We start from the raw sequence: 12342 nt of genomic DNA, 5'->3' as shown, positions 1-12342 counted from the left end.
ATTCTTAACTGATTAATAACAGCTAAAGATGATATTAAATGTTTAATCGTAATTTTTAATATCTATTAACATAAAAATTAGATATTTGATTTGATTTATACCAACAATATGTCTTTAGCAGATTTTTTCTCTCCCATCAATATTGAAAAACTTAAGCCTAAAACTGGTTTTTATACCAGCCATTTAGGTATGAAAATTACTGCTTATGAAACAGATTTTCCTGTTTTAGAAGATGCTAGTTTTGATGTAGCCATTATTGGTGTTTGCGATGATAGAGGCGCTATCAACAACCAAGGTTGTGCCTTGGGGCCAGATTATATTCGCGAGAAATTATACAGCCTCAATGAAGGTGCATATAAATCTAAAATTGTTGATTTAGGGAATATCTTACCCGGCCATCAGTTATCAGACACTTATATTGCCTTAAAAACTGTTACTACCGAGCTTATAAAGCTAAATATTTTACCCCTTATCATCGGCGGAAGCCAAGATTTAACCTATGCCCAATACCTAGGTTATGAAGATTTAGAGCAAAAGGTAGATTTATTGGTGATAGATTCTCATTTTGATATGAATGAGGCTGAGGAAGATGAGGCTGTAGCTACGGATGCTATTTCCTACCTGAACAAGATTTTCTTGCACCAGCCTAATTACCTATTCAACTTTAGCAACCTAGGCTACCAAACTTATTTTGTTAGTCAGGATAGTTTAAGGGTGATGGATAAGCTGTTTTTTGATGCACAACGCTTAGGAGAAATTAGCGGAGCAGTACACTTGGCAGAACCTGCTATCAGAAATGCTAATATGATCAGTTTTGATATCAGTAGCATACGTTCTTCTGATGCGGTAGCTAATGGAAATGCTGCACCTAATGGTTTTTACGGCGAAGAAGCTTGTCAGCTTTGCAGATACGCAGGTTATAGCGATAAATTAAGTTCTATAGGTTTTTACGAATTTAACCCGGCTTATGACCAAAACGGGCAATCGGCGATGTTGATGGCGCAAATGATTTGGTGTTTCTTAGATGGTTTTTATAACCGCAAGAAAGATTTCCCGATGAACCCTAAATCAGACTATATCGTATATAAGACCAGTTTACAAGAAGACGGACATGAGTTGATATTTGTTAAAAGTAAAAAAACAGACCGTTGGTGGATGCAAGTTCCTTATCCATCGGCAGGTTCTAAAAATGAAAGGTTTCATTTTGTGCCTTGCTTATATGAAGATTATCAATTGGCCGTTAGCGGAGAAATGCCCGATTTATGGTGGCGCACATATCAAAAATTAAATTAAAAAGCATGAAAAAAATACTCTTAGGCTTGCTATTGCAGGTTCCGGTTTTAGCTTTTGCACAGTTTAGCCTTAAAGGCGAGTTTTCTGCTGCGAGTCAAAATAAGAAGCTATACTTTATCCATATCCAAAATAATGCAGAGGTGATAGATTCGGCCGTGGTTAATAACGGGAAATTTAGTTTCAATCTTGATTTAAAAGAACCTAGTGTTGCCGTTTTACTATTACAGCATGAAGGAAATGCTTTAAAAGATAAAGGACCAAAAGACGTTTACCGCTTTTTTATTGAGCCAGGAAATGCCACCCTTACCGCAAAAGATTCTATTGCACAAGCTAAGGTAAATGGCTTAACCATTTTTAAGGAAGATGTGGCTTACAAAACTGCTACACAGGCATCAGAAAGCAAATTAATTGCTTTAAATAAAGAGTTTGCAGCTTTAGCACCAGAGAAAAAAGCCAAACAAGAAACCATTGAAAGTTTCCAAGGGCGCTATTTAAATCTGCTGGAAGAGAGAAAAGCGCAAATCATCAACTTCATAAAAGCAAATCCTCAATCTTACATCAGTTTGTATGCTTTTAATCAGGATTTGGGTATTGATGATATGGAGTATAGCCAAGCAGAAAGCTTATTTAGTGGTTTACAAGATAAGGTTAAGAAATATGCTTTAGCTGCTGTTATCAAGCAGAAATTAGACATTGCGAAGGTAACTGGCATTGGCGCTATGGCAACAGATTTTGAGGAAAAAACACCTGAAGGTATCCCGCTTAAATTATCATCCTACAAAGGTCAATATGTATTATTAGATTTTTGGGCATCATGGTGTGGCCCTTGTCGCAAAGAAAATCCTTTTGTAGTGAGCGCTTACGAAAAGTATAAAGATAAAGGCTTTACTATTTTAGGTGTTTCTATAGATACAGATAGAAATGCATGGCAAAAAGCTATTAAAACAGATAATTTGATGTGGGCTCAACTGATAGATTCTACTACAGAGATTTCTAAAATTTATGGTATTGATGCTATTCCTAAGAACTTTTTGATAGACCCTAGCGGTAAAATAGTAGCTAAAAATTTAAGAGGCGGAGCTTTAGAAGATAAACTCAAAGAGATTTTTGATAAGAAATAAGTTGAAGATGTCTGGGGATGAAAATCTTCAGACATTTTTGTTTATACCTTGTAGAAGTAGCCTATCAAAAGAAAAATAACACCTACCACTGAGATGAAATAAGCCATGCCGCCAAATACAAGCCCAATAATCAAACCTATAATAATCAGAACTAAGCCTACCCACATGTAATTATTACGCTTGAAGGCTCCTTCTTCACTGTTTTTAACTTCTTCTTCCGGATTATTTAAATTGTCTGCCTGAGTTTCTTCTAACTTTTCTTCTGCGGGAGAACTTGTTACTTCTTGATCCTCTACCGCTTTAGGACTTTTTTGTGTTGCCTCTTGTGTTTTGCTATCAGCTTGATCTGAAAACATTGGAGAAACACCAGCTTGCTGCCTTGCTTGCTCTTTTTGAGTTACACTTTCAACTGCTGTTTCTTTTGGCTGAATTGTTTGCTTAGGCTTCTTTTTTGGTAAGATTAAGGCACTATTTAATTTAGATAATGCTTCCTCTTCATCAGTTTTTTCTTTAACTGCTGGCTTAGTGAGCTTAACCTGTTTATTTGCTTTAACAGCTGGAGCTGGTTTTACTAGCGCTATAGCTGGAGATTTCTTAGCCACAATCTTCTTTGTAGTACTAAGCTTAGCGATTTTATTTTGTTTTATTGGTCGATTAACCTTTGAAATAGGCTGAGCAGAAGGAACTATATTCTTTTGTAAGAAAGTATCAGCGTCCTCATAAACCAGCAACTCTGCCTTGTGCTTGGCATTGATATAAATATTAACTCTTCTTACACTTTCGCTATAAGGTTTAGCTGTTTTGGCTAAATGAAGCTTTTCGGGATTAACTTTTACCCATTCATACCTTTTACTAGTACAGCCAGCTATACTTAGTATCAGTAGAAATGTAAAAACTATTTTAAACCCTTTAATCATTTAGTATGTATATCATCCCCACAGGAGGGAATATTGTGCCAGATTGAGCTATTGTGGATAATTTTCAAAGAAAAATACCCCCTTATACAACAAAATCCACTGTAAAATTAACAGTGGATTTTATTAACAATCCCAACACTGTGTAATGTTGAGTAAATATGGGTAAAATTGTTGATTTTATACCTCTATATCAAATCAAAACCTATATCTTTTCTAAAATTAGCAGCGTCAAAGTAAATTCTTCCAGCATCTGCGGTAGCTTGTTGTAAAGCGGTAAAAATATCATCCTGTAAAGTACTAACGGTTAATACTCTACCTCCATTGGTTTTAATGATTCCGTTTTCTAATTCGGTACCAGCATGAAACACCATAGACTCCTCTACGTTTTCTATCCCTGTAATAGCTTTTCCTTTAAGGTATTCGCCGGGATAACCACCCGCAACAACCACGATAGTAGCAGCTGTTTTCGGAGAGATTTTTAACTCATATCCGGCAATTCTTTCCTCGGCAACAGCCTTTAGCATCTCTACTACATCGCTTTCTATTCTTAAGAAAACACTTTCTGTTTCTGGGTCGCCCATACGGCAATTATATTCTATCACATAAGGCTCTCCGTTTACATTCATTAAGCCAATAAATATAAAGCCTTTGTAGTCAATATTTTCTGCTTTTAATCCGTCTACCGTAGGGATAACAATGCTATCCTCTACCTTTTTCATAAAAGTTGCATCAGCAAAAGGTACTGGCGATACAGAACCCATTCCGCCTGTATTTAAACCTGTATCTCCTTCGCCTATTCTCTTATAATCTTTAGCTTCTGGTAAAACGATATAATCTTTACCATCACTTAAAACAAAGACAGAAAGCTCTATACCTGTTAAAAATTCTTCTATCACTACCTTAGAGCTGGCTTCGCCAAACTTAGCATCTTCCAGCATCAGTTTTAATTCTGTTTGTGCTTCTTCTAAAGTGCTGCAAATTAAAACGCCTTTACCAGCCGCTAAGCCATCGGCTTTTAAAACTACTGGTAGTGGATGGTGCTTTAGATAAGTTAAACCTTCCTTTAAAGTATCAACTGTAAAAGTATGAGAAGCGGCAGTTGGGATTTTATATTTCTCCATAAAGTTTTTAGAGAAATCTTTACTGCCTTCTAGCTGTGCACCATCTTTTTTAGGCCCTATAACAGGGATGTTTTTTAAATCCTCATCGGCTAAAAAATAATCGTGAATACCTTTTACTAAGGGTTCTTCTGGTCCAACCAATACTAAGTTTACCTCATTTTGAAGTACAAAAGCTTTGATAGCGTCAAAATCTGTAGCTTTTATGTTTACATTTTTGCCATATTGCTGTGTACCGGCGTTTCCGGGTGCAATAAATAATTTTTCACATAAAGGACTTTGAGAAATTTTCCAGGCGAAGGTGCTCTCTCTTCCGCCAGAACCAAGGATTAGGATATTCATGGCCCAAAAATAATATATCCCTTTAACATAGCCCTATTTAATTATCATTTTAGCCATTATAAAATAGCATATTTGTAATAAGAGCATCAACTATGGTCATCTACATCAAAAATATGGTTTGCAGCCGCTGTAAAATGGTGGTTGAGCAGGTGTTTCAGGAACTAAATTTACAGCCCGAACAAGTACTGCTTGGCGAAGTACATTTGAAAGAAGCACCAACAGAAAAACAAGTAAATACCCTAAAATTAGAGTTAGAAAATCAATACTGTCCTAAACGTTTATGAAAACATCAAAAGTAACGCAATAGCTTAAAATTTATGAGATAAAAATAGATTTCAGAAAAGAACCCCTTGAATAACTTGTTTATCTTTTAGCTCATCGGGTTCTTCAAAAGGCCTATCGAGCCAATTCTGTAGATTTATTTTCACAAATATGTTAAGTCTGATAAATGCGATAAGGTTGGAGAGCTGCCATCCATATTTAGCCATTGCTTTAAGTGCTTTAAGGATGAGGATGGTAATTAGCGCTGTCCATATCTGTATCATCACGGCATTTTCTGTGGTTCCGATAAATGATTTGATATGCAGGTTCTGTTTGATCTCTCTAAAAAAGATTTCAATCTGCCATCTGCTTTTATAAAGCTCACTGATGGTGTTTGCTGTCCAATACATTTGATTGGTAATAATTTCTATAGTTTGTTCATTTTTATCATCCCAAACAGCCACTCTTCTTAAGTTTTTGGGATAGCTGTCCTTTGATTTTGTGGTTTTAAGCTCAATAATCTCGTCAATCAGGATATTCTTATGCCTGTTCTCCGGCAATATATTTTCCTTAACTGTAGTATATTGGAGGTTTTCTTTATGTCTGATCACAAAAAATACGCCGTTGCTGTCCCAAACATTCAGCAGGGCAAAGTCATTATAGAATCGGTCTGCAACAATAACACTTCCTTTGTGTAAAGGCACATCATAAGCTCCTTTGTTATCCGCAGTTTTGCCGTTGGTAATATTGACATATGCTGGTAGATTGCCATCATAATCAAGCAGAGTATGCAGTTTAACCGCTCCTTTAGCTGTTTTGTACCTGGCCCAATCAAATAGAGAAAGACACAGACTGATAGTAGTGGAGTCTAACAGGAAGATTTTGGACTTAATCCTGAACTTTATTTGTTTAAAGCCTGCCTGCTGTCCCAAACTTTCTAACAGTATGAAATAATAGGACTTGAAGATGTTATAGTCCCTGTGCTTGTTCTGATAGCTTACACTAGATTTAGATGGAGCTTTTTGAATACCTAAATGATTGAGGTTGCCAGTAGCTGAACGAAGACCGTTACTAATATCACGTACCGATTGGCTTTTGGCAAACTGGCAGAACAACATCGATACTAGATGTGTCCAGCTTGTATAACCTTTATTATGTTTGTCGCTCTGAGATGTAGATACCAGTTTGTTGAACTTTGAACGCTCAAGTTTTGATATGATTTGGGAGAATAGTGTTACATTTACCATTGAGAAAGGGTTTGTTTTTGTGCAACCTCAAAGGTAACGATGAGTTAAAACTTTCCTTTCTCCTTTTTTATTCGTTTAGGACGCTATTGTTAGAAAATTTAGGTTTCGAAATTATTGATGATAAAAAAAGCAAATTGATTGATGCTATTAAAACACAAATTATTGAATTGATACATCACCAAAAGGAAGCCTTACACATAAACTTAAGCGATTTTTTAAGTAGACAATTGAAACACGATTACAGTTACCTGAGTAATTTATTTTCTGAGAAAGAAGGCATTACAATAGAAAAATACTTCATCACCCAAAAGATAGAAAAAGTTAAAGAGCTATTGATTTACGATGAATTATCGCTTTCTGAAATAGCTTACCAACTAAATTATAGCAGCGTGGCGCACTTAAGTAGCCAGTTTAAAAAAGTAACTGGTCTAACACCAAGTTTCTTTAAAAACCTAAAAGGGAATAAGCGCATAGAGATTGAAAAACTCTAAAAATATTTGGCTAACAATTTCTTATCATTTTTTTTGAAAGCTTTTAACTACGAATAATTATTTTTGCAGGATGATTTGTATGGCAGGTACACAAACACAAGAAGAGACCTTTACCCTTGACGAGATTTTAAGCTCTTTAAAAACGGTACACCGATTAATATTATGGAATGACGAGGTGAATACTTTTGACCACGTTATCTATTGCTTGATGAAATATCTGGATTATTCTGAAAACCAAGCCGATAAAATTGCATGGACGGTACACAACGAAGGTAAATGTGCTATTTTGGAAGGTTCTTTAACAGAGATGGAAGTTTACCGTAAAATCTTAAAACAGGAAGGTTTAACCGTTTCTGTTGATTAAACAAATCTTACCTAAAACCTTTTTTATGTGTTGCTGAAAAGCAGCACTTTATGTAATAATGCGGTTACCTTAGCAGGTTTGGTTAAACACTGGCTTAACTTTCGAGTTCTAAACAGAAAACTTAAACTTAACATGCGTTTTTACTCTCCATTATTTGTTCTAATCTTAGTATTTATTGCGCTTACTACACAAATTTTTGCTCAAACACCCATTTCTGTTCAGATAAAAGGTAAAGTTGTAGATGCTAAATCTTCTGCCATATTAGATTTTGCCACTATTAAACTTTTAAAAGCAGATAATAACCCTTTCAAAGCTACACAAAGCAACTTAGAAGGTAATTTTACTTTTAACGATATTAATGAGGCAGGCAATTTTAAAATCAGCATTAGCTTTGTAGGTTATAATACGCTTAGTAGAACTATTACCATCACCAATCAAAAAGTAATTGACTTAGGTATTTTAAAACTTAATAAAAATGCTGATGCTGTGCTTAATGAAGTTGTTGTAACGGGTAAAAAAGATGTTATACAATTAGGTATAGATAGGAAAGTATTTAATGCCGACCAAAGTTTGGCTACACAAGGTGGTACTGCCGCAGATTTATTGGCTACTGTACCTTCTGTACAAGTAGATTTAGATGGTAATGTAAGTTTAAGAGGCACAAGTAATGTGCGTATTCTTATTGATGGTAAACCATCTACTTTTGGCGGTAGCGATGTTAATGCTATCCTGCAATCTTTACCCGCTAATGCGATAGACAAAGTTGAATTGATTACCAATCCTTCTTCTAAATATGACGTAGAAGGGCAATCTGGAATTATCAATATCGTACTTAAAAAGAACCAGCGTTTGGGTGTTAATGGTAATGTTAATACATCTGCAGGTAGGTTTAATAATTACAACTTTAATACAGGTTTAAACTTTAGAAATGAAAAGTGGAACTTCTCTGGTAATTACTCTTTAAGAAGCGGAGATAGAATTGGTTTTGGCTCTAATAACACCAGATTTTTGAGCACCAATAATACCAGCGCATTTACTACTGCTAGCCAAAACACTTTAAGATCAGACTTAACAAACACTCTAAAACTAGGTGTAGAAAGATACTTTACCCCAAAAACTAGCTTAGCTATTTCTGGGAATCTTAACGTAGGAAATGAAGATGCTAGGGAAACGCTTAACCAGTTTTTCTTTAATAGCAACGGAGATTTACAAGACCGCGGACCAGGTGAAAACATCAATACAGAAGATGGTTATGGTTATGATTTAAATGTTGATTTTTTCCATAAGTTTAAAAACCCTGGTGAGGAACTAAGTACCAATTTCTCCTACGGAAAAAGCAATGAAAATGATTTTGAAAACATTGTGCAACAGTTTTTCAATAGTCAAGGCGGACTTTCTGATAGGCTAGGCGTTAACCGTCGTAACGATGTTGCACAAGACAATAGAAATTTTAATATTCAGCTAGATTATATCAAACCATTTTCTAAAACCAGTAAGCTAGAAGCGGGCTACCGCACCACCTTAAGATATAGTGATGAAGACCAAGTATCAGACACTTTAGTGGCTAATTTCAATTCTTATAACAGAGATTTTGATTTAACTAGTTTGTTTGAGATGGAAGAATTTGTACATGCTGTTTATAGTAATTATCAAAAACAATTTACTGAAAATTTTGGAGCACAAGTTGGTTTAAGGGCAGAACAAGCTTATTTAAACACCAATTTTAGCAGAGCAGATATTAATGGAACGCCAAATTCTGCACCCGGCAGGTTAGATTATTTCAGACTGTATCCTAGTATATTTTTAACTCAAAAACTTAAAGGAAATAATCAATTACAGCTAAGTTATTCTAGAAGAGTAAACAGGCCAAGAGGCTGGCAAATTAACCCTTTCCCAGATGTTGCAGACAGGTATAACATCAGAATCGGAAATCCTAATTTAAGACCAGAAGACATTCATTCTTTCGAGTTTGGTTATGCTAAATTTTGGAAAGCTGTTACCTTAACATCTTCCCTTTATTACAGACAGGTAAATGATGTTGTACAAAGTATCAGACAACAAAACCCTGATCAAAATGGAGGTACTATTTCCAGATGGTTTAACATTGCCAGAAATCAATCTTTTGGTTTAGAATTAATCAGCAGGGCTGATATTGCTAAAGGCTTTAATATTACCGGTAACTTAAACTTCTTCCAAACCTATTTTACGGGCGATGCTAGTTTAGGTATTAATGATAACGATGGCTTTAACTGGAATGGTAATTTAACATCGCAAATGACCATTACCAAAAAGCTATCGGCGCAAGCCAATTTATTTTACATGGCTCCAAGGGTAATGTCGCAAGGCAGAATGAAGGAAATGATTGCCATGGATGCCGGTATCAAATACGATGTGTTGAATAAAAAAGGAAGTATTGGCCTTAACTTGCAAGACGTTTTTAACAGCAGAAGATTTGGCATGTTAACAGATAACGGCCAGTTTATACAAGAATTTGAGCGTAGAAGACAAGGCCAAATGTATAATTTAAGCTTTAGCTATCGTTTTGGTAAAATGGAAAATAACCAAAGAAGAAATAACAAAAGACCAGAAAATACCGGAGGTGGCATGGGCGAAGAAAGCTTTTAAACCTTTAACAGATAAAAGAGTCTAAAAAACTCAATCACTATAAATAACCAAATTGAAATTGCTTCAACCTATACGTTTTTGGCTGATACTTTCTATTATTACGATTAGTTTACAGGTATTTTCGCAAAATTTACCAGTAAATGCACCAGGTATTATTAAAGGAAGAGTTTTAGATATTAAAACCAATCTTCCTATTCCTTTTGCTGCATTAAGCTTAACCGATAGCGTTTCTACGCCAAAATCATTACAGAATGATTTGGAAGGTAATTTCACGATCAATAATTTAAAACCTGGTAGCTATACTTTAAAAATATCTTATGTGGGCTATCAGAATAAAGCCATTACCCAAATAGCCATTACTGATACCCGTTTCGAGATTGATTTAGGCGATATCCTCCTCAATGCTAATGATAAACTATTGAATGAGGTTGTGGTAACCTATCAAAAACCTGTGGTTGAAATGCATGACGATAAATTGGTTTATAACATCTCTGAAACCATAGCTGGTGAGGGTAGCGTTGCCGCCGATGTTTTGAAAAACGTACCTATGGTGAGTGTGGATATAGATGGAAAAGCTACCATTGCCGGCAGAAGAAATACCCGGATTTTTATTGATGGCAAACCCTCAGATTATTCTGCAAATAGTATAGGCGAGTTATTGAGTATTTTACCTTCAGACGCTTTAGAAAGTATAGAAGTTATTACAGACCCCTCTTCTAAATTTGATGCTGATGGCGATGGTATCATCAATATTGTGATGAAAAAAGGTCGTAAAGTGGGCTTAACAGGCACTTTATCTTCCAGATTTGGCACTTTAGGAAATCATAATGCAGGTGCTTTTTTATCTTCAAAAGGCAAAAAATTATCTTTTAATGCCAATGCAGGTTATTCACATGCTTTAAGATTATCTGATGCCAATTCTAACAGAACCAATAATGTTTTTGATACTAATGGCGCTATTGATACTACTTTTTTTAACGACCAAACAAATAATGCAGAGCGTATTACTGATGGTGTAGACAGTAGAGTATCTATAACTTACCAACCAGATTCTGCACAAGTTTTAAAGGCAACCCTTAGAGGTAGTTATAATGATGGTTTTAGCGAAAGTTTTTCTGATAACTTATCTCTTACAGAAGAAAGAATAGAAAGAAATCTATTAAGGCAAAATAATACTAATGGAAATAATAGTTATGATTTTGTGATGGATGCCGATTATACGCTAAGAGGAAAAAACAAACAGAATTATACCGTAGGCATCAATTACAATAGAAATAACTATACTGATTTAAGAGACTTTTCTAGATTTTCTTACCGACCAGATGGAACTTTAAGGAATCCAGAACCTACCCTACAACAAAATAGCAACAACAATGTAGGCTCTAACCTAGAACTAAACCTTGATTACGATAAGACTTTTAAATTTTTAAATACGCGTTTAGAAACGGGTTTTAAAATCAACCTTAACAACTCAGACGAAAATCAGTTAGCGCAACGCTTTGATTATGATGTGAATGAATATGTGGTAAATGATGCTTTAACCAATGCCTTTTTGTTTAAGCAAAATGTTTACGCCAGCTATTTAACAGCCAGATTTAGGATAAAAAAATGGAGTATAAGAGCTGGAACAAGAGCTGAGCTTACCAATATCAACTTTATACAAGAAAATATGCCTAATGCTGATTTTAAACCTTACATGAGCTTTTTCCCAAGTTTAGCCGTTACCCGGAGTTTTTCTAAAACCATGCGTGGTGGTTTAAATTACAGCAGAAGAATTACCAGACCCAGAGCTTTTGCCCTAAACCCTTTGATAGATAATTCTGACTCTTTAAATATCCGTTTCGGAAATATCAATTTAAGACCTTCTTTTACAGACCAATACGAAGCTAATATTACCTTTTTTGGTAAAGGCTGGTCGGTTTCGCCAAGAATTAGTTATGCCATTTCTAGCAGGATTATAGAGCGTATTAAAACCCCTATTGCAGGTACCAATGGTACAGAGACTACTTATTTAAACTTAGGAAATAGCAGCTCTATAAATTTCAACACTTTCGCAAATTACCAAATAGATAAAACCAAGAATATGAATGCCGGCTTTACGGTGAGTAGGGTAAGTTATGAATCGGCTGCTAATTCGCGTTTAAATAATACAGGTATAGCGGTAAGAGCTAATGCAGGCATGAGCTATAGTTTTGATAAATCTACAGCCATGGAAGCTAATCTTAACTATATCAGAAATGTTTCTGCACAGGGCATAGTAAATGGCTATTTAGAAAGTCAGTTTGGTTTTAAACGTAATTTCTTAAAGAATAGAATGAGTGCCCGCGTAACCATGGTAGACCCATTTAGCGAGCGTAATTTTAGTTCTATCACCCAAGGGCAAACTTTTTTCCAAGAAAGCTTTTCGCTTCAAAGAACCCGTAATTTTATGGCGGCCTTAAGCTATCGCTTTACTAAAATAAATGGCGGTAACACCAAAGCGGTTATCCCTAAAAAGAGGGTTAATCCATAGGGTGTACACCTATGGTTAGGTGTGTTAAACCCTTTCAGGGTTGCGTATCTA

At 35.4% G+C, this 12342-nt stretch carries 10 protein-coding genes; 7 read left to right on the top strand and 3 right to left on the bottom strand.

Going from position 1 to position 12342, the window contains the following annotated elements; translation table 11 throughout:
* Positions 1-108 precede the first annotated feature (108 nt).
* Entirely contained in the window at positions 109-1293 is a 1185-nt protein-coding gene (locus tag FYC62_RS15180; RefSeq protein ID WP_039454722.1) for a formimidoylglutamase, read from the top strand.
* A gap of 5 nt (positions 1294-1298) precedes the next feature.
* The gene (locus FYC62_RS15175; protein WP_039454735.1) at positions 1299-2414 is read left to right on the top strand and encodes a TlpA disulfide reductase family protein; all 1116 of its coding nucleotides are present in this window, start codon (positions 1299-1301) and stop codon (positions 2412-2414) included.
* Positions 2415-2455: 41 nt separating this feature from the next.
* Here the strand turns inward: FYC62_RS15175 and FYC62_RS15170 are convergent, their stop codons facing one another.
* Complete coding sequence (locus FYC62_RS15170) at positions 2456-3331, bottom strand: hypothetical protein (protein ID WP_149075545.1); 876 nt, start codon at positions 3329-3331, stop codon at positions 2456-2458.
* Between the two features lie 185 nt (positions 3332-3516).
* On the bottom strand, positions 3517-4791 hold the full coding sequence (gene purD, locus FYC62_RS15165; protein ID WP_039454718.1) for a phosphoribosylamine--glycine ligase: 1275 nt from the start codon (positions 4789-4791) through the stop codon (positions 3517-3519).
* Between the two features lie 92 nt (positions 4792-4883).
* On the opposite strand from purD, the gene FYC62_RS15160 reads away from it, so the two are divergent.
* On the top strand, positions 4884-5075 hold the full coding sequence (locus tag FYC62_RS15160) for a hypothetical protein (protein WP_149075544.1): 192 nt from the start codon (positions 4884-4886) through the stop codon (positions 5073-5075).
* Between the two features lie 51 nt (positions 5076-5126).
* On the opposite strand, the gene FYC62_RS15155 is transcribed toward FYC62_RS15160, so the two are convergent.
* Positions 5127-6299, bottom strand: coding sequence for an IS4 family transposase (locus tag FYC62_RS15155; protein WP_149074277.1), 1173 nt, complete (start codon positions 6297-6299; stop codon positions 5127-5129).
* 86 nt (positions 6300-6385) lie between these two features.
* On the opposite strand from FYC62_RS15155, the gene FYC62_RS15150 reads away from it, so the two are divergent.
* The 4 genes from FYC62_RS15150 to FYC62_RS15135 all read left to right on the top strand — a co-directional run bounded on the left by FYC62_RS15150 (position 6386) and on the right by FYC62_RS15135 (position 12291).
* Positions 6386-6790, top strand: a complete 405-nt coding sequence (locus FYC62_RS15150; RefSeq protein WP_317131498.1) for a helix-turn-helix domain-containing protein — start codon at positions 6386-6388, stop codon at positions 6788-6790.
* 79 nt (positions 6791-6869) lie between these two features.
* Positions 6870-7154 carry an ATP-dependent Clp protease adaptor ClpS gene (locus tag FYC62_RS15145; protein ID WP_149075542.1) on the top strand — a complete coding sequence of 95 codons (285 nt, stop codon included), beginning with the start codon at positions 6870-6872 and terminating at the stop codon, positions 7152-7154.
* A gap of 27 nt (positions 7155-7181) precedes the next feature.
* The gene (locus FYC62_RS15140) at positions 7182-9779 is read left to right on the top strand and encodes a TonB-dependent receptor domain-containing protein (RefSeq protein WP_240534756.1); all 2598 of its coding nucleotides are present in this window, start codon (positions 7182-7184) and stop codon (positions 9777-9779) included.
* A 58-nt stretch (positions 9780-9837) separates the two neighbouring features.
* Positions 9838-12291 carry an outer membrane beta-barrel protein gene (locus FYC62_RS15135; protein WP_168199460.1) on the top strand — a complete coding sequence of 818 codons (2454 nt, stop codon included), beginning with the start codon at positions 9838-9840 and terminating at the stop codon, positions 12289-12291.
* Positions 12292-12342 lie beyond the last annotated feature (51 nt).

Origin of the sequence: Pedobacter aquae (assembly GCF_008195825.1) — a bacterium.
Taxonomy (GTDB): domain Bacteria; phylum Bacteroidota; class Bacteroidia; order Sphingobacteriales; family Sphingobacteriaceae; genus Pseudopedobacter; species Pseudopedobacter aquae.
This window is presented reverse-complemented; position numbering and strand designations above follow the sequence as displayed.

What these genes read in the sequence shown, in the direction of transcription:
- FYC62_RS15175 (WP_039454735.1), top strand. Translation starts at nt 1,299, where the DNA reads ATGAAAAAAATACTCTTAGGCTTGCTATTGCAGGTTCCGGTTTTAGCT.
- FYC62_RS15160 (WP_149075544.1), top strand. Translation starts at nt 4,884, where the DNA reads ATGGTCATCTACATCAAAAATATGGTTTGCAGCCGCTGTAAAATGGTG.
- FYC62_RS15180 (WP_039454722.1), top strand. Translation starts at nt 109, where the DNA reads ATGTCTTTAGCAGATTTTTTCTCTCCCATCAATATTGAAAAACTTAAG.
- FYC62_RS15170 (WP_149075545.1), bottom strand. Translation starts at nt 3,331, where the DNA reads ATGATTAAAGGGTTTAAAATAGTTTTTACATTTCTACTGATACTAAGT.
- purD (WP_039454718.1), bottom strand. Translation starts at nt 4,791, where the DNA reads ATGAATATCCTAATCCTTGGTTCTGGCGGAAGAGAGAGCACCTTCGCC.
- FYC62_RS15155 (WP_149074277.1), bottom strand. Translation starts at nt 6,299, where the DNA reads ATGGTAAATGTAACACTATTCTCCCAAATCATATCAAAACTTGAGCGT.
- FYC62_RS15145 (WP_149075542.1), top strand. Translation starts at nt 6,870, where the DNA reads ATGGCAGGTACACAAACACAAGAAGAGACCTTTACCCTTGACGAGATT.